Origin of the sequence: Adlercreutzia agrestimuris (assembly GCF_943193125.1) — a bacterium.
Lineage (GTDB): Bacteria > Actinomycetota > Coriobacteriia > Coriobacteriales > Eggerthellaceae > Xiamenia > Xiamenia agrestimuris.
The window spans coordinates 240,137-262,497 of record NZ_CALPCX010000002.1 but is presented as its reverse complement, the minus strand read 5'-3'; the positions used below and the strand labels follow the sequence as shown (position 1 = coordinate 262,497).

Below are 22,361 nucleotides of genomic sequence, written 5' to 3'. Positions count from 1 at the left end.
ATTGAGATAATTGCCTGGCTTCGTGAGCGTAAAAACATGTCAAGACTAACACTGTTACCTCAGCGCCCTTTGAGTCAATCGGTCAAAGGTGGGTGCAGCGCCTATAAAAAAAGCGAGCAACCCGAAGGTTGCTCGCACACTATCACTTTATTTCCTGCGTGTTGCTTTCAGCTCAACATCATCTGCTTTATGTTGGCTTGACTGCTTTAGTCTGCAGAGAGAACCTCAACAACAGGCTCAGCTGCAGGAGCTGCAGAAACAGCAGGTGCCGGCTTGAGTGCTGAAGCCAAGAAGCGCACATAATGGCCGAGCACAAAAAGAACCATTGCAGTTGCGAAAATAGTCTCAATACCTACCAGTACATTGAGCCACTCAATGAAAACCGGAGAAACACCTTGAGCCGCCCAAATTGATACTACTTTTCCAAGAGCGGTGGCAGTAATCACGAAGGGGAAGGTCATGGCAGCAAAGCTCGGATAAAAGCCACCTGCAATGAACTTCGGGAGCTGCGTGAGTACAACAACAAACAATACCTGAGCAAGAACAGCCAATACACTTACGAATGCCACATTCGGATCTTCCGTCACAGCAAGATATCCAGCAATTGAAAGGCTCATAGGCGCTGAATAGATGCAGAACAGCGGACGAGCCGGCTCAGGAATCTCGTGCTTGAGGTAGCGCAGCGTAATCAGGGCAAACATTGCGCCATAAGCAACAAATCCAAACCAGAATAAAACCGTTCCTACGCTTTGCATGCCAAAGATTGGCGAGGTTACCGAAGCCACGATAATGCCGACATAGCAGATAAAGTAAGTAGGAAATACTTCACTCAGCTTGAAATTGCCAAGGTATTTAGCGCTGAACCAAACCATAAGAGTGACATGTCCTATTACAGCTACCCACCACAGTACAAAAGCGGGAACGCCGGCAGTAGGAGCAAGATATCCAGCCAACTGCATAAGCGTCATAAAGAACGTAGCGGAAACACTGGCGAAGATTGAGTTCTGCATGTCCTTACAGATCATTGACGGATACAGCACCAGCTTTGCCACCAGCAAAGCAATCAAGCAAAGCGACACCGTGCCACAAAGGACACGAATGATTTCGCCGTAGGGTGCCAGCAGGTTACCAAGCGCTGCAAAGCCAAGCGCTACGCCTGCTGCTGGAATTGGTAGTTTTTTGATGATCGAGTCCATAAGATCCTTTCGTATGCACAGATGCGACTCTAACAACCGCATGCCTTTAGTAATAAAGCCGCGGGACACCGGAAGGGTCACAGCATCCCGTAGCGCCAATGCATGACAGTATGCACGATACATAACAAAATGTGAACTTATTGTTTATTAGGTATACATAAGCGTATGTTATAGTTAATTCAGCCCACAACAGCGTCAGAAGGATGACCTATGCTTGACTTTCGCGTGAAGACATTTCTTACCGTATGCCGCACCCTCAATTACACGCGCGCAGCAGAAGAGTTAGCGCTCACACAGCCGGCAGTTACTCAACAAATTGCCAGTTTAGAGCGCACCTACGGTGTTAAACTCTTCAGCTATCATCACCGAAAACTCTCATTGACCACCGAAGGGCGCATCGCTTATCAGGGGCTTTCTGCAATAGCGCACGATGACGAGGTTCTTCGCAACAAGATCAGCGCTTCTTCTCGCGGCTCCGCCATTCCCTTACGCATCGGCATGACGCTTACTGCGGGCGAATACTTGGTGGCCGCTCCCCTTGCGCGTTATTTGCGCGAACACCCCGAGATTGCGGTAACAGTAAAGTCTGGTGGCACGCGCGCTGTGCTTGATATGTTAGATGCCAACGAAGTTGACTGCGCTTTTATGGAAGGCTTCTTCGACAAATCCTCTTATATCGGGAAAAACCTCTGCACAGAACGCTTTGTAGCCATCTGCTCAGGTAATCATCATTTTGCGCAAAAGCCTCGCCGACTTGAAGATCTCTTGGGCGAAACGCTTATTTTGCGCGAACCAGGAAGCGGCAGCCGTGAAGTGCTCACCCACGCTCTAGCGGCTCGCAACCTCACCACCGAAGCGTTTGCAGCAACGTGTACCGTGGAAAGCCTTGATATCATCAAGATTTTCGTGACTGAAGATTTAGGTATTTCGTTTGTGTACGAAGCCGCTGTAGAACAAGAATGCCAAGAGGGATCATTGCGCATTATTGATCTGCCTGAAACCTCCATGAGCCACGATATTTGCTTCGTGCGCCTAAAAGGTTCGCTTCACGAAGAGGAAATGGAAGAACTCTTTTCCGCCATCAGCGCTCAACAAGGCTCGGGGCGCAAATTCTCTTGAAGAATGCGCAAAAGCTTGCGTGTATCAAGCGGCTTTGTCACATGCGCCGTCATGCCTGCCTCACGAGCTCTCCGCTGCCCTTCCTCAAAAGCATCAGCGGTAGTGGCAATAATGGGCAGCTGATCGGTGTCAGGACGCGGCAGCGCTCGGATAGCGCGAGTTGCATTATCCCCGGTCATACGCGGCATACGCATGTCCATCACCACCACATCAAAATACCCAGGCGCAGAATTCTCAACTGCCTCAACCGCTTCATCTCCATCGCTTACCATCTCAATGCTAAAGCCATACTCCATCAAAATAGCAGCCATAATCTCACGAGAGAGCTCGTCGTCATCAACCACCAGCGCACGAAAGCCGTTAAAGCGAAGCGTTGTCACATCAATCTCATCTAATGATTCAAAAGTGGCAAGGCGACTCTCCTGATCAAGCTTTAAGGGGAGCGTGATGTCAAATTCGCTTCCTTCACCAAGCGTACTTGTTACTTTGACGGTACCCCCAAGCAAATCAATAAAGCTCTTCGCGATGGTCATACCAAGGCCCGTTCCCTCTTGCGCCCCGGGATTATGGGCAACATCACGCTCAAAGGGCATAAATATGCGCTCGATAAACTCCGGAGACATGCCGCAACCGGTATCGCGCACGCAAAAACGAAACATTGCTACACCATGCGGCGAGACATCTTCTTCGCAAACACTCACGCTCACCTGGCCACCCTTATCGGTATATTTCACCGCATTGGCTACCGTGTTAACCAATATTTGGTTGATACGCAAATCATCTCCGAGCACGCGTGGGTGACGAATACCCGTGACATCCACTGCAAAAGCAATCCCCTTTTCAGCGGCTTGTGTGGAAAAGACGTCAAACAAGTCATCCATAAACGCAACAAGATCAAGCGGTTGCTCTTTCAGAACAATTTTTCCACTCTCAATGCGACTCACGTCCAAAATGTCATTAATAAGATCAAGCAGGTGCTCCCCGGATACAACTATTTTTTCCAGGCTATTTTGCACTGTCTCTTCTTCGTTTACATGATTGAGAGCCAAACGCGAAAAGCCTAAGATTGCATTCAGTGGTGTGCGAAAATCGTGCGAGATATTCGTTAAGAATGTTGTCTTGGCTTCGCTTGCGTGTTCAGCAAGCGTCAAAGCACTTTGTAGTGCATCCTTTTGATCAAGCTGGTCTTTGAGTTCTTCATTAATGTTGCGCGTTGCTAAAACCACTTCATTATCAGTGCCCGAGAGTCGAATTACACGCAACTCAATATAATGCTCTTCATCTTGATAGCGGCGCCTACAACTGATAGAGAAATCTCCGTGAAACTCATCCAAGTAAGCCCCAATTGACGTTGGATCCAGATGCGAGTACACGTTAAGTCGATCAGCTTTGACAATATGATCGTCACAGTAGCGCTCAAGCCATTCGGTGTAAGAATCATTCTCCCCGATCAGATCTGCAAAGTACTGCGCTACCTGGTTTCGCAAAAGATACGGCATCATCGTGTTGTCTTGGTAATTAATGAGGTATAAGGCGAAGTATTCCGAGCTCAAACTCTCAATGATCTCTGAACGACGAGCGCTTTTTGCTTCTATCTCCTTCAAGAGCGTGATGTCTTCCAAGAATCCATGCACAAAACGCGCTGTTGTGCCTTTGTGGGACATACTCAGACGAATCCAACGTCCATTTTTGAGCTGGCCTTCGCAAAGCACTTGTTCGCTTTCGTCAGAAAAACCAACAATGCTGTCGTAAATCAGCTGCGCGGTTGCCTCATCAATGAAGCAATTGGCGAAATCGCGTACATCAAGATACCCCACTTCAAGACCGCAGCACTCCATAGCAGGATCAGTGAGCAGCAGCAAATGGGTTCGCATCTCATAAAAGAGCATACCTGCTGATACGTTCTCCAAAACCGAATGTGTATGCGTCATCCACGATGTAATGTCTTGGATTTCGTAGCCACAGTAACCGCGCACAATGGGGAAAATTGCAACATTTTGAAAGGTTCGATAAGCAGCCGAAACGGTCTCAAACTCAACTGATTCATCGCAATAGGCAGCCCGATAAAAATAGTCGAGCCATGTCCTATCACCATCAGGCCAAATCTCATAAATGTTTTTGCCGCAATAACTATCTGGCACGCTATCGGCCGTAGCTGCCATAGCATCATTGAGATACTCAATGGTGACGTCAAGCGGGTTGCCTGCGTCATCAATATGAACTTTTGCAATACCAAAAGGACGCGTACTGCGATCAAATATCTTTTTGCAGCACTCAAAGATCTCGTCCATGACCACTACCTACCCTCATCAATGACAACGCATAGCAGTTGAGTGTGATTATCACCCTGTTCATTATAGGGTGCTAAGAGTTACGCAGATCAAATTCTTAGTCTTGTCCGCCAATCACCATATTTTGAAAGTGCTCAGACATAAAATTGTTGTTGAAATTTTCATCAATCCACGCTTCGAAGGCATTCGCGGGAGGAATACCTTCGTCGCGCTCTGCCCTGCGTTCAAAACACATGATAGTCATGAAAATATCGGCGACAAGATATATCGAAAGCAGGGTGACAAAAATTGCTTTTCTCCGCGTAGTGGGAACACCAAGCGCCCACAAAAGATCGGGCATAATGAGTTTGTACCAAACATAGCCAAGAATGCCCCAGAAAAACAAAAAAGGCACTGCCACCCATTTGGTGATGGCACCCGGTATGCCGCCTGCAATGTAGTCCCACGATACCGCGCCAAAAAACGTCTCCATACCCCATCCAGTCAACTGTTCAAGCAGGCCGCCCACTATCATAGAGACAACAAAAACCACAAGACCAGATGCATGCATTTGACGCAGCTTGAAGGTAACCAATGTCAGCAACACTGCCCCAACACCATAAAGCGGGCTAAATGGACCCCACACCAAACCCACGCGGCTTTCAGTAACTCCTGCCGTCACAAACATCCAAGCTTCTTCAAGTAGCAGTCCTAATACTGAGCCAATAAAAAACACCATGACGATCTGATACCAGCCAAGCCTCAGATGGTTCAAAAACTCATCTCGCACTTGTCGTTCTGCTTTTTGCACTTCGCTTCTCTGTCGTCTATTCAAGCGAACAACGGCACGACGATTCCCTTTGTTGAGTTTTTGAGCTGCCTTTATTGCATCTATTTCTTGAATCTTTGCCTTAATGTCAGCAGAAATAAGATCTTGATCATAAACGCGTCTTACTTGTTTACCGCGACCAAGCCACGACCAAAATGCGCTGATGCACCAAAAAACAAAAATAGCAATGAGAATAGTGGCTACGAGAGAGATAATAGAAAAAAGCATGTTATATCCTGGTCAGTTTAATGTCGGTAAAACTTAAGCTGAGTGCTCAATTATAGCTAAGAAATCTTTGCAAAAAGTGGAGAGAAGATGTCAACAGGAAACTTTGCCAAATACCTAAGCGACTCTCACCATAGTAACTCGCAACACGCAAAGAATCTCTTGCAATCAAAGATATACGAGGTCATAGCCTCAAACGACGGCATCACTGCGCGCGAAATAGCCAACCAACTAAACCTTGATCGTAAAAGCATTAATCAACAGCTTTATAACAACCCTTTCGTTCGCGACCTCTGCTATCACGACGACGCATTTCAATGGCACTGTCTCATCCAGCAACGAATACCCCATGTAGGTCTTTTTGAATATGCAGGCTGGTATGGCTCAGTGGAAGAATTCATGAGACTTGAAGAGGCAGCGTGGCTTGAAGAACTCAAGGCAGGCTGTGTTCGCATCGGGCGCAACTTAAATGATACGCGCGGATTAATTCACTCATTTTGCGACACTCGTGAAACCATGCGGCAGCTTTTCGACGACTTATACGCCTATGGCGTTACCTGCGCAGACTGGGAGTTGGTATTTGAACTGCGTATTAAAACTGGCAAATGGATACGTATTTATGCTGATGTAGTGCTCATTGCACCACGTTGCGCCTTTTCGCTTGAGTTCAAAATGAAAGATGAAGCACCGCAATCTGAAGTTGATCAGGCAGCAAAGTATATCCCTTATCTGCAAGTGGTCCTGGGTTCTCGCTTGCCCATTCTCCCTGCACTTGTGCTTACCAGGGCATGTGATCAATTTGAAATGCTCAGCGCACATAACGGCTTGCAGGTGGCACTGGCATCGGGCGACGCTCTCTTCAACGTCATCAATGAGCCTCTTCAATTTTTGCGTTAAGCTTACAATGTTGTTTTGCTTGCTCGCTTTTCACCACAGTCTCTGCGGCCCAGAAATATCACCTGATCAGATGTTTTGCAGATACACTATACAATGCAACACAGTAATGCAAAGGAAGCAATTATGACATTAGAGACAAAGAGACTCATTCTTCGCACCTGGGAAGAATCCGATGCAGAAGAGTTATACGCCTATGCAAAAGACCCCGCCGTTGGTCCTATTGCAGGCTGGCCGCCGCATGCAAGCGTTCAGGAAAGTTTGCAGATTATTCGCCAAGTCTTTTCAGCGCCAGAAACATATGCTGTTGTTCTCAAGGAAACAGGCAAACCCATTGGAAGTGCCGGCTTTTTGTTTGGCGATAATTGCACTATTTCTCTGCCTGAAGACGCATGCGAACTTGGCTATTGGATTGGTGTACCCTACTGGGGTCAAGGACTTATCCCCGAAGCATCTCGTGAATTAATTCGTCATGCTTTTACCACTCTTGGTATGCAAGAAATTTGGTGCACTGCCAACTTGGAGAATGCAAACTCATTACGCGTACAAGAGAAGCTCGGATTCACCTTTGATCACGACATTCCACAGTATTACAGCGAGCTCACCAACGAGGTTGTCAGTCTGCGCGCAAGCCGCCTATCACGCGACGATTGGGAAAGCATGGGCTAAGCGCGGCAGCAAGCGCATTAGTCAACAAGACTTATTTGGACATATACGCGCCACCAACTATCGCGCAATTCGTATGAGAGAAGTTTAGCTTTGAGCGTTTTGCCGCCGTCCATAAGGCGTGCCAGTAAAAAGTTATGGTCAGCTGGAATGTAGCCCATCTTTTTACCATTGTGCTCAATACGAATAGCGCGTTCATCTGCTTGATTCTGCGGTTCGCGTATTAAGACAAGCTGCGCTTCATCGGGTATTTCCGCAATAATTTCGTCAATATTCTTTACGTGGGTAGTGCCGGCTATTCTTAATTCGTCATAGAGAATAATCTCGGACTCAAAAGGCATTGGCACTGAAAGAGATGCGTTTCCTACTAGTCCGAGCTGATTTGCTTGAGTGACAATAGAAAGGCCTGCTTCACCTGTATAACCCTGCGCATTGCTCATAAGACCTCCCCTCCCAATTCAATAATCTTTTGCTTATAGCTTGCATAGACTTCTTTTTGCTGCTCAATAAGCGCCTTCAACTCAGCCCTGCGACTAGCAAGCTTTTTTGGGTTTTCAAGCAACTCAACAAAATTGTACGGAGGAGTGCTTTTGATGTTCGCAAGCTTTTCTTGAGCAAGGCTGAGTTGTGCTTGCGCCATTGTCAAATCTATCTCAAGCTGCGATTCACTCAGCGCCTCTTCATTATTGGAAGCAACACTCTCTTCAGTCTCGTATTCTTCGGTAGCTGTTGCCACCATTCGCAGGGTTTCAATATCTCCGTTCTCGTAGGCCGACTGAGCAATGAGGAAAAAGCGATGCGCCTCATCAGGCAATTCTCCATGAAGATCAGGATGAAGCCGCTTGATCAGCACACGATGCAGCTTTTTTAATGCTCGGGATTCGGCTTCCGAAAGTACGCGTGCATTACTGAAACGCTCTAAAAGTTCCAGTTGCTCTGCACTGCGCTGCATAATCAGCGCCTCCCATGCAGCAAACTCATCCTCAAGCGCTACTGCAATTTTTTCTGCTTGCGCTCGTTCACCTCTATTTGCTGCAGCTTGCATGAGGCCAAATTGCCTCCTTGCGCGACGTGCTTTGATTTGCCACTTGAACAGATCATCTTCCAGGTAACCAACGTTTTTGACATACTCTACCTGAATCTGTGGAATGACCTGCAGAATAAGGTCATCAATCTCAAGCAGTGTCTCTATAATCTGCTGGCGCACTGCTTCAAGCTTTTTGCGCTTGCTCTCTTCGCTTGTAACCTCAAAACTCATGCGAACATCTCTCCTACCCTTGTCACAATGCATACAGTATGACATGTCTTCAAACAGGAGGTTGTCCCATACTTGGTCACAATACCGCACGCGCTCAACACTCAAAAGTACCCTTCACGCATGATGGAATTTGCAAAAATTTGCTGCTGCTCATTGCCAAAAAAATAGGATGCTAGCTAGTGCTAGCATCCTATTCATTCTCACGTTGCTACAGAATTCGCTAACTTATAGCAAAATTATATGTGGCAGAAGACCATAGGCTATAAGAGTAACCCTCCACCTGAACATAATAGGCACCTACCGGCAGATCAAGCGCCATCGACTTACTAGTTTGCAAGCCTGTAACCTCCATGCGAGTCACCCGTCTTCCGTTCAGCTCATATACTGAAACATACCACTGACCAGCTGAAGTGTTCCGTTTTGGATGCCTAAAATTGAGCGTATATCGACCAGAGCGAGATATTGAGAAACGATAGCAATCTGTGTCATATGAATCACGGATTGTGCCATACATTCGCGTCTTCAATGCCATAGAAGTAGCATTGTCTGAGTAATCGTTTAACTCTTTTTCCCACACATTCGTCTTTGTAGCGTTCACCACGAAGTTATATGGTGTTGATGACCAATAGCTATTGGAAGCTGGCGTAATCTGGATGAGATATGAGCCAACGGGCAGCCCTATCGGAATAGTTGTCACGTTGGTCTGAATACCAGTAATATAGCGATCCACAATAACGCGGTTACTCAAATTGCGAATACGTAAATGCCATTGATCATAGTTAGTGTTTCGCCTTGCATGCTTAAAATTTACTGTCACTTTTGAAGGATTGCTAATGGTGAAACGGTACCAATCTTCGTCGCCATTGTCGCAAGTCGTTCCATAAACGCGTTTTCCAGTTGAGATGGAGTCTGCATAGTTTTCACCATCGTTATACTCAGTCTCCCATGCAGATGTTTGCGTTGAACCGATAAACAGGTCGTAAGTTTTGCTTGACCAATAAGAATAGGTATAGGGCTTAATTTGAATCAAATACGAACCACTACCTAAGCCGAGTGCAGGAATTGACACCAACGTCTCCAGACCAGTGATATCTCGTGAATAAAGCCTGGTTTTACTGTAATCGCCAGGATTTGCTCCTTCGTAAACATCAATATGCCACTGTCCATATCCGGTCAAAAGGCGCGGGTGCTGGAATTTGATTGAGACCTTTGCAGGCGATGAAAGAGTAAAACGGAACCAGTCGTCGTCGGAATTGCTGCTAGTTCTTCCCTTTATATGGGTGTTTACTGGCACCACATGAGGACGACCATCGTAAGAGTTGTTGTTGTTTTCACGCTCATAGATAGTAGGATAAGACGCTTGAGCAGATATCTGATCATCGTAATTTGCTTGAGGAGCAATCAGGGCATCATCAAGCATAACCGCGCTAGCGTCACTTTCTTCGTTCTCAATAACCGCAGCATTTTCAATGGTATCAACTGGTTCAATAACGGGTACGACAACCTCTTCGCTATCCTCTAATACCACGTTCTCGGTTTCTTCAGTTGTAACTTCTTCGGCATTATTTACAACAGGTACTTGCTGATTGTTAGCTTCCTCGGTTTCTTCACTAGAAGCATCAATAACACCGTCGTCGGTAGTAGCAACTGCGTCATCCTCGGCAGGTACTGCTCCCTGAATGTCAACCTCTTCTGCTAAACCTGTCTCATCAGCCAAAGCCATTCCCGGAACAAAAGAAGCCAACGACACTGCTAACAGTATCGACAAAGCTTTATGCCCCACACCTTGAGACGCTCGTTTTTGCCCCATCATCCCCTTCTCCTTTCTTGCTTATGCTATCTTCCTGCGTACATTTGCTCGTAGTATTCGCGATATTCCCCACTTGTTACGTTTTCCATCCAGTCCTTATGATCCAGATACCAGTTGATGGTCAAGACAATGCCATCTTCAAACTTGGTCTCAGGATACCAGCCCAAATCGGCTTTAATCTTGTCAGGCGCAATACCGTAACGACGATCATGCCCCTTGCGATCCTGCACATAAGTAATGAGCGATTCGGTTATTTCAGGGTCATCCACCGCGCGTGAGCACTCTTCAATGATCTTCTTCACAATAAAGATGTTCGGACGCTCGTTATGGCCGCCAACGTTGTAAACCTCTCCTACAACGCCATCAGAAAGCACCATATCTATGGCCTTGCAATGGTCTGCCACATACAACCAATCTCTCACATTGAGACCATCACCATATACCGGCAGCGATTTATGTTCAAGAGCATTATTAATCATGAGCGGGATAAGCTTTTCCGGGAATTGGAACGGCCCGTAATTATTTGAGCAGCGCGTAATATTGATCGGCATGCCATAGGTGTCACCGTAGGCTTGCACAAACATATCTGATGCTGCTTTTGAAGACGAATAGGGCGAATGCGGTGAAAGCGGAGTGTCTTCACGGAAGAATGCCTCAGGATCATCCAAAGGCAACGATCCGTAAACCTCATCGGTTGAAACCTGCAGGTACTTTTTGCCCTCGGGGTAGCTTCCGTCCTCTTGCTCCCAAGCCTCACGAGCAACATTAAGCAAGTTCACAGTACCCATCACGTTTGTCTGGGCGAAAATTTCTGGCGTCTCAATGGAGCGATCAACGTGTGATTCTGCAGCAAAGTTCACCACATAATCGGGATCGTATTCTTTAAACAAATTACGCATGGCCTCTTTGTCGCAAATATCTGCTTGCACAAAGATATGGCGCGGGTCATCCTCAATGGTTTTAAGATTCTCCAGATTGCCAGCATAGGTAAGCTTATCAACATTCACAATGCGAATGTCGTCGTGCTTTTCAAGCATGTACAGCACAAAATTTGACCCAATAAAACCAGCACCGCCGGTTACCAAATATGTTGTAGTCATAGTAGTCATCTTTCCGTTCTAGCACGCAATCTCAGATTAATCATCGCGTTTGGGGTTATAAATCTCACCATTAGCAACACGCTGGAGGTACTCACCATACGGCGACTTACCGTATTTCTGAGCAGACTCGCGCACGGTATCAAGTGAAATCCAATTATTGCGATACGCAATCTCTTCAAGTGATGCAATTTGCAAATGTTGCGAATTCTCTACGACGCGTACCAGCTCAGCTGCCTCAAAGAGCGAATCTACCGTACCAGTATCAAGCCATGAATAGCCACGACCCAGCGTCACAACGTTGAGTGATCCGTCCTCTAAGTACATCTGATTTAAGCTTGTGATCTCATATTCACCGCGCGCAGAAGGTTCCACCTGCTTAGCAAATTCACACACGCGGTTGTCGTAGAAGTACAAACCGGTAACTGCATAGTTTGACTTGGGATTCTCTGGCTTTTCCTCAATAGAGATAGCTACGCCATCGTCATCAAACTCAACAACACCAAAGCGCTCAGGATCATCAACATAATAACCAAACACCGTCGCACCGCGTTCGTTATTCTTAGCGCGAATAAGATGTCGACCCAAGCCGTTTCCGTAGAAAATATTATCGCCCAAAACCAACGCACAAGGATCTCCAGCAATAAACTCTTCGCCGATCACAAATGCTTGTGCTAATCCATTTGGTTCTGGCTGCTCAGCATAAGAGAGCCGCAAGCCAAACTGAGAGCCATCGCGCAACAGCCGCTTGAAATTCGGCAGGTCGTGCGGAGTAGAGATAATAAGAATCTCACGAATTCCCGCCAGCATGAGCGTTGAGAGCGGGTAATAAATCATCGGTTTGTCATAAACCGGAAGAAGTTGCTTGGAGGTAACCGTTGTCAACGGATACAATCGCGTACCTGAACCGCCTGCCAGCACGATACCTTTCATTGGCAATCTCGCCTTTCTTAACTATCTTGCACCATATGCCATTCCACTATACAGTACAAACAAAACAATATTACTGCGCTTCTTCAAAAGTAGATTTTACCAGTGAAGCTTGCTTAATCACCTGATTATATGTTTGTTCCCTAACAAGCTGATCGTTTGCACAGAGAACAAAATGCTCAATAGATCTTTGAAACTGATCACATGGCGAACAAGCATACGTACCAGCAGCTTCAGTATTACCAGTGATCTCAATGGATGTTTCCATATCGGCTGGTGGCGTAAAGATACGATCCGCTCGTAAATATCCCAAAGATCCCCAGATCTCTAAATCGCACTTATAAGCGTTATCCATACCAAAAGACAGCTGAGCCGACACATTATCATCGTCAACTAATGCCAAGGAGCCGTACACATCTACATCATGATTTCGAGTAGAAGCCAACATGGCTCCCCGAACAGAGGCATTTTCACCCAACAATAACGTTGCTAATCGAATAGGATAACCGCCGCAGTCCAGCAAGGCACCACCGCCCATGGATTGATGATAACGAAAATCAGATTCTCCTCGATAAGGAAAACCAAACGCAGCGCGTACGTTACGAAGCTCCCCAAGAGCTCCGTCACAGATTAATTCTTGTATTCTTTTTACTCGATCGTGGTAAATGAAGGCATAGTTTTCATGAAGTGCTAAATTGCGTTTGGAAGCTTCATCAACCAAACGTTCAGTGGAAAGAACATCGGGTGTCGAGGGCTTTTCAAGCATGACATGCTTACCATGCTCAAGTGCACACAGACCCCATCGCTCATGCAACGCTGGAGGTAAAGGCAGATAAACAGCATCTATGCTTTCATCATTTAAAAGATCCTCATAGCTATCAAATGCTCGAGCCCCATATTGCTCTGCAATCTGACGTGTCTTTTTCTGACTTTCAGACAGATGTTTCTCGTCTACTTGCACCCCTCGCTCTTGTGCGCTCGCGCAAGCAATACCCGCAAATTCAGCCTGCGCAGAAGCCTTAAGAGCGGGAATGAAACGGCGAACAGCTATATCGGAAGGAGATAAAATCCCAATCTTAAGCATTTGCAAACACCACTCCCAATAACGACAACACATTTCTCAGCTGAATATTGACATAGCGCTCTTGGCATAACCTTACCAACGTCATATAGCTACACCAAACAAACCCTTGCGGTGCGTCAAGAGCAGCAACATCAGCGATAATGATGACGTTGCGATTCTCTTCATGGTAAAATCGGCCGCCTTCTTCTGATTGCAAAACATCTACTATCGCATCGCCTTGCTCAAGCAACGAAAAGAAGTATGCATCCATATCAGATGGCTCGTTTGTTGCATGAGCCTCACGTTGAACAGTTGGACCTAGTTCAACGCTATCAAATGCACCAATCTCAGGAGCTAAGCGAACCAAGAATTCTAGACCCTGCTCACCTTTTCGACCAAGTAAGCCAAAAAACGCCTTACCCTGTGCCTCAAAGAGGGGCTGACACCAATGACGAACCTCGCGCCCTTCAATGTCTATATCGCAAAAGACCACACGATAAGGATAGTCGTACACACAGTGAATATCTTCTTGCGTAATCTCCCAATCTTGAAGTTCGGTAAGCGAAACCAACTCTCTGCGACCAACTGAAAACATTTTATGGTCATTGATGAGGCGTACGGCTTGTTCATATTCATCCCAATTTGGGCTAGCTGAAAGTACCTGTACCTCAGGCCAATCATGCGCATTACCGCGAGGCAGAATATCGTAAGGTATACATGAAAGAACTGTTCGTGCATCCATATTTACCATGTTGTCTTGCTGCATATAATGAGCCACTTGGCCCAAGGTCATCCAACAATGACTTGGCAACACTTCCACTGGTTGATCCGTATACACCATGATGTTGCGATTACGCTTTTCCAGAAAACGTGAACCTTGCTCAGACTGCAAAAGATCAACCACCACGTTTGCTGGATTGGCGTCACGAAACCATTCTAGATACGCCGGAACAGCCCCTTTATGCGCTTGAGTAAAATTCGATTTTGTAGCTTGAATAGTAGGCGAAAGTTGAACGCAATTCACATTTCCCGGCTCAATTTTTGCTTGCATCAGCACATGCAAAACACCATTAAACTTAGCACACAAAATGCCAAGATAACCAATTTCGTTTTGCAGTAATACAGGTTGCTCAACAACGCCACCGCCATCGACAAAAGCCCTCATGCCGGCAACTTGAAAAAAGGATCCTGCATCGTTGCGAATGACCCCTTCGTCTTCGTAAAGCGCCCAACCACTACAATCATCGAGCGTGATTTTATTTATAGCAACCGCTACCGTTTTGTTGCGGCGTGAAACCCATTCGTCTACCTCAGCTAAAGAATGAATTCCTGCTTTGGCCTGCCAGGAAGCAAAAAAATCAGCTGCTGTTAATTCACCGAACGCCACAAAGCCCTCCTTAAGCCAATGCTTCTACCAGGACTTCACAAACCCGATCTACTTGCTGATCAGTTAGGCCAGCATACAGAGGAAGTGTTATTACTTCTCGCGAAGCTTTAAAAGCAATCGGCGTATCATGCGGATCAACCTGCAGATAGTCAAAGCAGCTATATTCCGATGTTAATGGATAGAAGTATTTGCGAGGGTGAACACCAGCCTCGTCCATACGTGAGACTACAGCATCTCTATCGTAGTATTGCGCTTCAATAGTCAAAGGCAAATATGCATGATTGCTTTTCACCTGTGGCTGTTCGGGACAAAAGTGAATTCCCTCAACATGCGCTAAATTATGCTTATATCTATCATATGCTTGTTGACGCTTTTTTTGCTCTTCTTCAAAATGGCGAAGATTGCAAAGGCCCATAGCGGCAGCAAATTCAGTCATCTTGGCATTTGCCCCAACAACCTCAACGTCTCCACCGCTTGTTTCAAACCCATAATACTTCCAAGCATCAAGAGCACGCTTAATTTCGGGATTGTGGCAAGCAACACCGCCGCCTTCACCGGTGTTGAACACTTTTGTGGCATGAAAGCTAAACATCGACATATCACCAAAAGACGCAATACCCCGACCATCAACTTGTTCACCAAACGCATGTGCAGCATCGTAAATCACTGTTAAATTGTATCGCTGAGCAATCTCGTCTATCGCAGCGCAATCGCACACGTTGCCATACACATGCACAGGCGCAATAGCTACCGTGTTTGAGGTTATCGCAGCTTCAATTTTTGCCGGATCAATCGTATACGTCTCAGGTTCAATATCGCAAAATACTGGCGTTAATCCTGCACGAGCGATAGCTAGTGTTGTGGAAACAAACGTAAACGGCGTAGTTATTACTTCACCGCCACGAGGAAGCGTCGAAAAACAAGCTTCAAGACCTAAATGTCCATTCGTAAATAGTGTCATGTATTCAACACCAAGCAACTCACAAAGCTTGTGCTCAAGCTCCTGATGCTTTACGCCACTATGCGTCAGGATACCTGTTTCCCATAAACCAGATACCTCCTCAAAGTATTCTTCTTTGGTGGGCATAGACGGCTTTGTGACAAATATCTGTTCAACCGATGGCATGGAAGCTCCTTTGCGCTTAGATAAGCTAATTTAACTAAAGTATTGTACTATATTCTTAAGTACACCTCTTCTTGCCAAGAATGTCTTTGCACAAACTGCAGCTTTTACGCCAATCGCTTAAGGGACAATCGATGAAAAACCAGCTTGATCAGCAACCGCAAGTAACTGTCATCTGCATCACCTATAACCATGAGAACTATATTGAGCAAGCCTTACAATCAATAGTTTCGCAACAAACATCATTTCCATTTGTTGTGTTTGTAGGAGACGATTGCTCCACAGACAACACGCGTGAAATCATAGATGAGTTTGCGCAACGTTTCCCAAATCAGGTTTTTGCCTTTTATCGCGAAACGAATGTAGGAGGCGGAAAAAACTGGCAAGACCTTCTCAGCAAAGCCCGCACTCCTTATGTTGCCTTTTGCGATGGTGATGATTTTTGGACAGACCCAAACAAGCTACAAAAGCAATTCGATTACCTTGAAGCACATACAAAGCTTCGCGCATGTTTTCATGATGTTGAGATTCATGATGAAAGCGTTGGCGGAACTTGGTTTCAGCGAAAAGACTTCAGTCATACAAAAGATGGAAAACTACGCTGGCCTTCTGGCAATATTCGCTTCTTCAAGAAAAAAACCTACCGTCTCGTTAACTATATACCGTTCGGCTTTGTTCACACCTCTTCAATGTTCATACGCTGGGATTACACTATTGGCTTCCCTGATTGGATCAGAGGGCATGGTTTTAGTGACTATCCTATGTGGTGTATTCAAGTTAATACCGGCAAGTTTGGCTACCTAGACGAGGTTATGTCGATCTATCGACGTACCGGATCCACAGACTTTGATTTTGTTTCACGCTATGATTTTTGGGCGAAAAGCAAAACAGGAAGTATTGAAATTGATGAAGGTCTCATCAATTTCTTCACTGTCACCAAACCAGCGCGGCGCATTGTGAAAGCATTACAAACAAGAGAACGAGACGATCTCGCTAAACTTATCAAAGGAACCCAAGAAACCGAAAGCCCTGAAAAACTTGCAGACATTCTAGAAAGCCAAAAGTCCCGCATTAACAGCGTTCTTCGCGTCTCATTGCCCACAACAATCACTGTGTCTAACATCAAGCCGACAATGAGTCTTTTAGCCAAAAAGCTACCGCTTCCCCCTTATAATGCCTCAATTGGCGCACGTATTAAGCGCCTCAAAGATGTTGCTGTTACTGCATTTCGCACCTACTGGTAAAAACCTCAGGCATATGCAATCTTAAAACTCTGTTCAAATTGGGCTTGCTCTAACGCCTTGCACGTGTTGAGACTATCCCCTGTTACAACAATCTGGCCAACGCAATCATGAAGCGATGAGAACGCATGAACAGCTGATCCTGGTTTAACGAAAGTGCGCAAATTGGCAACCGAGTTGTTGAGCTTTACTGGATCAAATTCTTCTAGAACGCCATCCTCTAAGACGTACTCCATTTTGCCTAATGCGGTCAAATCCTTAAGATCAAATTGCTCTTTATCAATGGTTTCACCAACAGCAATAAGTGCAATTTTCTCGTAGTAGTCTACCCCGTATGCAGCACTTACTAATTCAGGCAAAGTATTAGCACCTGCTCTACCGGTTAACTCTAAAATCATACAACCTTGTTCGGTATTCATGATGTCTATATTTACAGCGCAATTATCCAAATCTAGTGCACGTATTGCCTGTTCAGAAACTACTACAGCATCATCTACTACGCGCTGGCCAGCGTCAAGCGGAACAAAATGTCCAACGGGAATTGGAGCCTGCAACGTATAAGTAATATCCCCATGGGGCATAACAAACACTATTTCGCCATTGTTTACACAAGCTTGAGCTCCAAATTCTTCGCCACTCAAAAATTGTTCAGCAATGCATAATCCTTCTTGAGAAAGCATGTTTTGCGCAGCTTGATACGCCTGGTCGGCGTCATAAGCAACCACAACACCGCTGCTTCCTTGCGAGGCACAGGATTTTATAACCACCGGTAATCCTAATGAGGCTATTGTTTCCAGATCGCTTTCCTTGTGTATTTCAACAAAAGGAGCAGTTGGCACACCTTCTTGCACCAATCGGCGCTTCATACAAAGCTTGTCGCCGCAATCTAATGCGGCTTGAGCGCTCAAGCCAGGGAGCTTTAACTCAGATGCAACATAACCAACCGTCTGAAGACCTGTATCCATGCAACAAGTCACAATTCCATCAATTTCAAGAGCTTTGGCTTTTTGAAGCACTGCATCTTTGTCACAAATATCAACGATGCAAATCTCGTCTGCAAGCGCAAATCCGGGATAATCCCCTTCGATACTTGCAGCAATGCTGTAAATACCGAGTTTTTTGCACGCCTCATACAGCCCTACTTGTCCCCTGCTAGCACCAAGTATCATAAGTCGTTTCATAGGGGATCCTTTCTTTATGCTGTCGCCTAAATGCCCTCTAGGTTTGGAACTACCGGATGATAATGAGATACAAGTTCTTCAAAGGTGCCATCAGTCTTTTGCAGATACACGCCTGGAGGTGCCTGAATAAAGAACTGAGGTGTAAATGATGCAGTATAAGCTCCGGCGTTTCTAATCAATACCAAATCACCAGCCTGCAGCTCAGGCTCTTGAGTTAGATCGCACAGCCTATCCATTTCAATACAGGTGTATCCACACAAAATCTGATTGTCCAAAATTTTACGATCCTCATTAATGAGGAGTTCATAAGAAAATCCTCGCCGTGCAAACGCCGTGCTATTTAAATTCAACTTGGACAATTCCGTCACAACAAAGGTTTTATCACGCACCGTTTTCGTATCAATTACTCGACCGAGATAAAAGCCTGGAGTACACAATACCGAACCACCCGGTTCCACAACGAGCGTTACTTTATCAGGATCGAATGCCTTTACGAGTTGTTCGGTGATGGCGCGAGCATAATCGTCATACATACTCCTGCGCAAACCGCCACCATAGTAACCTCCACCCATATCTACGTAGTCTAAGGCGTTTAGCGCAAAGGATTCCTTTATTTCGCAAACGCTCTGAGCTATCACCGCGAAGGTTTCAGGAAGATGATCTTTTGTTGAAAAATGAGCGTGTAGCCCAGCTGGCTCAATTCCCGCAGCACGCAATTGCGCTATTGCCTCAGCAAGAGACCCATCTTCGAAGCAGAAGCCAAAACGTACGCCTTCTGCTTCGGCCATAGATTGACCTGGCGCCGCAGCTTCCAAATCAAAATTTATGCGTAATCCAACGCGAGGTGCACTTCCGTGGCTTTTTGCGTAATCGATAGTCCAGGCAAGTTCGCGTTTTGAATCAATATTGACTATGCAGCCCTGATCAAACGCAAAATCAAGCCACTGCTTTGTTTTAATTGGCCCATTAAAAACAATATCTTTTACTGGACACCCTGCTTCCAAAGAAAGAGCAAACTCGTCATCAGATACAACCTCAGCATAACAGCCCGCATTGACTGCACATGAAATCAAGCCAGCTATCGGTGTAGTTTTAACCGAATAACCAACGATTACTCCACCTTGCCCCCAGCAAGCTTCAAAGGAGTTCCTAAAGGCTCGAATATTACCAAGCAACTCGTCCTCATCAAAGATAAAGCACGGAGTGTTGAGCTGTTCATAAGGCTTCATTGGCACCCTTTCAAGATCGTTAGCGAGTCGGAACCAACTTAACAAGAAGCTCCTTGTATGACTTAACCCCTGGTTGCGCAAAAAGCATCTGAGGGTCTACCTCTTCACCCTCACGCCAACGAACCAAAGCGCTTGGCAAGTCTACGCCGGCAGCATGAGAAAAAGGATACCCTCCGCCAAAACGTGCGTTGAGCTCAAGCACCCAAGCTTGCTCGCCTTCAACAAAGACATCTACATCAAGGTTTCCTGGGTGTGGACACACCTGCGCTAACTTCTTTCCCAGCTCTTGCAGCAAAGAAGAATCAACCACAACGGCACTATCAGTTTCCCCTGAACGCATAGCAACTTTTTGTTTTGCTGATGTAGCTTGATATGTGCCGTCTAAGTCACACATAACATCTAAACCGTGCTCTTGACCCGGAAGCATATTCTGAATAATGATTGAAGACTCAATGCAAACAGCAGATTCATATTTGAGATAGGAATCTGCAATTTCGCGCTCAACAATTCCATAGAGAACACGAAGTTCAGACTCGTTGGTTGCAATATGAGTACCAATAGAAGCCATACCCCATCGAGGTTTTACTACCACAGGATATTGAAGGCTTCCGTTCGCAAGCATCTCAAGCGCCTGCTCAAGACCAAGCGCAGTGGTCGGTACTTGAATATCGTGTTTTGCAAGATATTGCACTGTCTGCCATTTGTCGTTGCAGATTTGTGCAATCTCATAATCAGGAACAACAACACAAGTGCCCAAAGCAGCAAACTGATCCTTATGCTGAGCTAGTACAGGAATATCGATATCAAAAAGCGGGATAAGCAAATCTATATCATGCTTCTCGCAATAATCCAACAAGAATGGAATGTAGTTCTCATCGTAAATAAGAGGTGTAATTACCGATTCGTCAGCAGCATAAAATGCCGGACAGTCACCACTATTCGCCGCAATGACACATCCAGCGCCGCCTACTGCCGACTTAAAGTATTCGACCAGATAGCTACGTCTACCAGCGGAACTCAATAATATATTCACAATGACTCCTATCTAGTCACGACCGTATATGGTTCAATAATTGCGCCATCTTCGATAATAACATTTGGGCCAATTGTTGCCCCTTCACCAAGGGTAACGCCATCTCCAATTCTGCAACCAGACATTACGGTTACGCAATCACCAACAGTACAACAAACGCCCAAATAAGAGTCCTCAATCAGAACCCCTCGACCTAAATTAGTACCGAATTGCACTATCGAGCCAGGACCCACCAAGCTGCCTTCACCAACTTCGGCATCAGGCCAAACCCATGAAGACGCAGAAAGAATGGGGTCTACATCAATCTCATTTTCTTCTAAATAGTCAATAAAACGAGCGCGTTCTTTAGGATCTTCTATAGTAGCGACTATGCGCTGATCGTCAGCCAGTGCAAGTAACTGACCCGTAGTTCCAATCACATCAAGCGCACCAATTTTGTCATTAAGCGTCTCGACGGTGTCACTAATAAAACCTGCCGGAACATAGCGAGGAAGAGAACGCCTTATATTGCCAGCCCAACGAATGGCGAAATTGTCGGCACCCATCAAACAGACGCGATTACAAGTCACCGGAACACTTCTTGAATAATATGGCAACAAGCACAAATAATTCTTTTTACGCGGATAAGCATAGTTCTCATCCATAACGACCTCAGGTTGCACCCCTTCAAGCTCACGTAAGAGAGGGCTTGCATCAGTGAAGCATGAGAACAACTGATCCCATGCACGTGCGGCACTTAATGGATGATAATGGTCAATAACCCATTGTCGCGCTACAGTCGAATCAGGCATTTGCAGAAATTCTTCTTCGGTAAGCTCTTCAAGAGATTCAAACGCACCTATTTCTATACCTTGACTTTTAAAATAGCCGTATACAGGATTATCGCGAGACAGAAACACCTTATTGCCCATATAAAGCAATTTGATTATATTGCCAACTCCATTTTGTCTATTAGCTGGGAATATGGCTATGTCCATATTCCAAAGAAAATCATTATAGGCTTCCTTTGAGATCAGCTTCTTTAAGAAGTGCGCCCGTTGACCAAACAGATCACGAGCTAAATCTACAACCTCTTTCTCGTAACCTTGAATATGACCTGGCCAGGTTTTTTCGTTTCCATAGCTCATCGGAAAAATATAGTGGGTTTTCTCCGTATCAAAATGAGAAATGGTTTCTATGACATCGAGATGATGATTAAACGGATAGCTATTGTGGGCAACTTGGACAAATATTTTGCCATTAGCGCGCGGCAACGCATGCCGCCTGCCCTCCATGCGTCCAAATGCTTCAGCGCTCATCGGGTATGGAGCTACAAAACATTTTCCTTTATAGCGAGACTCATACACTTCTTTGTCGGTGGGAAAAACTACAACGGCTGTTTTAAATGCAGCTCTTACACGATCGTTAATGAAATTGACGAGCCTTGATCGCAAGGTCTTCTTTTCGTCTTTCCAGCTATGCAGATCAAGACCCCAAATAACCCATGTTGATTTGCGAAGAAAACGACGGCAAGTAAACAAGAAGAGCATAAATCTATCTGGATAAAACAAGCCGTGCCAAATAATATGATCAGCCTCAGATAACGCTTTCATAACATTACCCGCTTTGGCAAACCTGTTTTGTCCTGTCATCGTATAGATTTCTTTTTCTGACAGCTTATCTGCCACGGGTATTCGTTTTGTCGAATAAAACTGATGCTCGCCTTCAGGAAAATACTCTTCGATCATTTCAACCATAGAACCCATTGTTCTTGAGCTCGGAGGAATCATGTGTAAAAACTTCATAAAATCAGTCTGATCCTTTTTACTTA

Annotated in this window: 19 protein-coding genes; 4 read left to right on the top strand and 15 right to left on the bottom strand. The window is 45.6% G+C overall.

Going from position 1 to position 22,361, the window contains the following annotated elements; translation table 11 throughout:
• Positions 1–206: 206 nt before the first annotated feature.
• Entirely contained in the window at positions 207–1,196 is a 990-nt protein-coding gene (locus tag NFR28_RS04290; RefSeq protein ID WP_251178593.1) for a TDT family transporter, read from the bottom strand.
• 210 nt (positions 1,197–1,406) lie between these two features.
• Here NFR28_RS04290 and NFR28_RS04285 point away from each other — a divergent pair, with 210 nt between their 5' ends.
• Positions 1,407–2,315: a LysR family transcriptional regulator gene (locus NFR28_RS04285; protein WP_251178592.1), complete on the top strand. Its 909-nt coding sequence runs from the start codon at positions 1,407–1,409 to the stop codon at positions 2,313–2,315.
• Here the strand turns inward: NFR28_RS04285 and NFR28_RS04280 are convergent.
• Entirely contained in the window at positions 2,285–4,606 is a 2,322-nt protein-coding gene (locus NFR28_RS04280) for an ATP-binding response regulator (protein WP_251178591.1), read from the bottom strand. The two genes, NFR28_RS04285 and NFR28_RS04280, sit on opposite strands and share 31 nt — an antisense overlap.
• A gap of 97 nt (positions 4,607–4,703) precedes the next feature.
• The gene (locus tag NFR28_RS04275; protein WP_251178590.1) at positions 4,704–5,642 is read right to left on the bottom strand and encodes a putative ABC transporter permease; all 939 of its coding nucleotides are present in this window, start codon (positions 5,640–5,642) and stop codon (positions 4,704–4,706) included.
• Between the two features lie 87 nt (positions 5,643–5,729).
• Here NFR28_RS04275 and NFR28_RS04270 point away from each other — a divergent pair, with 87 nt between their 5' ends.
• Together NFR28_RS04270 and NFR28_RS04265 are read left to right on the top strand one after the other, a co-directional pair.
• A complete protein-coding gene (locus tag NFR28_RS04270; protein WP_251178589.1) occupies positions 5,730–6,536 on the top strand; it encodes a winged helix-turn-helix transcriptional regulator in 807 nt (268 codons plus the stop codon).
• 123 nt (positions 6,537–6,659) lie between these two features.
• Positions 6,660–7,202 (top strand): GNAT family N-acetyltransferase, encoded by a 543-nt coding sequence (locus NFR28_RS04265; RefSeq protein WP_251178588.1) that lies wholly within the window; start codon positions 6,660–6,662, stop codon positions 7,200–7,202.
• Positions 7,203–7,219: 17 nt separating this feature from the next.
• On the opposite strand, the gene NFR28_RS04260 is transcribed toward NFR28_RS04265, so the two are convergent.
• The 8 genes from NFR28_RS04260 to NFR28_RS04225 form a co-directional block, all read right to left on the bottom strand.
• Entirely contained in the window at positions 7,220–7,639 is a 420-nt protein-coding gene (locus tag NFR28_RS04260) for an HIRAN domain-containing protein (RefSeq protein ID WP_251178587.1), read from the bottom strand.
• On the bottom strand, positions 7,636–8,457 hold the full coding sequence (locus tag NFR28_RS04255) for a J domain-containing protein (protein WP_251178586.1): 822 nt from the start codon (positions 8,455–8,457) through the stop codon (positions 7,636–7,638). The genes NFR28_RS04260 and NFR28_RS04255 overlap by 4 nt, the downstream gene beginning before the upstream one ends.
• 220 nt (positions 8,458–8,677) lie before the next feature.
• Positions 8,678–10,270: a hypothetical protein gene (locus NFR28_RS04250; protein ID WP_251178585.1), complete on the bottom strand. Its 1,593-nt coding sequence runs from the start codon at positions 10,268–10,270 to the stop codon at positions 8,678–8,680.
• A gap of 23 nt (positions 10,271–10,293) precedes the next feature.
• A complete protein-coding gene (rfbB, locus tag NFR28_RS04245; protein ID WP_251178584.1) occupies positions 10,294–11,367 on the bottom strand; it encodes a dTDP-glucose 4,6-dehydratase in 1,074 nt (357 codons plus the stop codon).
• A 36-nt stretch (positions 11,368–11,403) separates the two neighbouring features.
• Positions 11,404–12,297 carry a glucose-1-phosphate thymidylyltransferase RfbA gene (gene rfbA / locus NFR28_RS04240; protein WP_251178583.1) on the bottom strand — a complete coding sequence of 298 codons (894 nt, stop codon included), beginning with the start codon at positions 12,295–12,297 and terminating at the stop codon, positions 11,404–11,406.
• 70 nt (positions 12,298–12,367) lie between these two features.
• Complete coding sequence (locus tag NFR28_RS04235; protein WP_251178582.1) at positions 12,368–13,378, bottom strand: Gfo/Idh/MocA family protein; 1,011 nt, start codon at positions 13,376–13,378, stop codon at positions 12,368–12,370.
• Entirely contained in the window at positions 13,371–14,744 is a 1,374-nt protein-coding gene (locus tag NFR28_RS04230; protein ID WP_251178581.1) for an NDP-hexose 2,3-dehydratase family protein, read from the bottom strand. Before NFR28_RS04230 ends, NFR28_RS04235 begins: the two co-directional genes overlap by 8 nt.
• Positions 14,745–14,754: 10 nt before the next feature.
• Positions 14,755–15,870 carry a DegT/DnrJ/EryC1/StrS family aminotransferase gene (locus NFR28_RS04225; protein ID WP_251178580.1) on the bottom strand — a complete coding sequence of 372 codons (1,116 nt, stop codon included), beginning with the start codon at positions 15,868–15,870 and terminating at the stop codon, positions 14,755–14,757.
• Between the two features lie 131 nt (positions 15,871–16,001).
• On the opposite strand from NFR28_RS04225, the gene NFR28_RS04220 reads away from it, so the two are divergent.
• Entirely contained in the window at positions 16,002–17,111 is a 1,110-nt protein-coding gene (locus NFR28_RS04220) for a glycosyltransferase family 2 protein (protein ID WP_251178579.1), read from the top strand.
• Positions 17,112–17,116: 5 nt separating this feature from the next.
• On the opposite strand, the gene NFR28_RS04215 is transcribed toward NFR28_RS04220, so the two are convergent.
• Genes NFR28_RS04215 through NFR28_RS04200 form a run of 4 tightly spaced genes read right to left on the bottom strand, consistent with a single transcriptional unit; the run spans position 17,117 to position 22,335 of the window.
• Entirely contained in the window at positions 17,117–18,289 is a 1,173-nt protein-coding gene (locus NFR28_RS04215; RefSeq protein WP_251178578.1) for an ATP-grasp domain-containing protein, read from the bottom strand.
• Positions 18,290–18,315: 26 nt separating this feature from the next.
• The gene (locus tag NFR28_RS04210) at positions 18,316–19,518 is read right to left on the bottom strand and encodes a type III PLP-dependent enzyme domain-containing protein (RefSeq protein WP_251178577.1); all 1,203 of its coding nucleotides are present in this window, start codon (positions 19,516–19,518) and stop codon (positions 18,316–18,318) included.
• Positions 19,519–19,537: 19 nt separating this feature from the next.
• On the bottom strand, positions 19,538–20,551 hold the full coding sequence (locus NFR28_RS04205; protein WP_251178576.1) for an ATP-grasp domain-containing protein: 1,014 nt from the start codon (positions 20,549–20,551) through the stop codon (positions 19,538–19,540).
• A gap of 8 nt (positions 20,552–20,559) precedes the next feature.
• Complete coding sequence (locus NFR28_RS04200) at positions 20,560–22,335, bottom strand: TDP-N-acetylfucosamine:lipid II N-acetylfucosaminyltransferase family protein (RefSeq protein WP_251178575.1); 1,776 nt, start codon at positions 22,333–22,335, stop codon at positions 20,560–20,562.
• Positions 22,336–22,361: the final 26 nt, after the last annotated feature.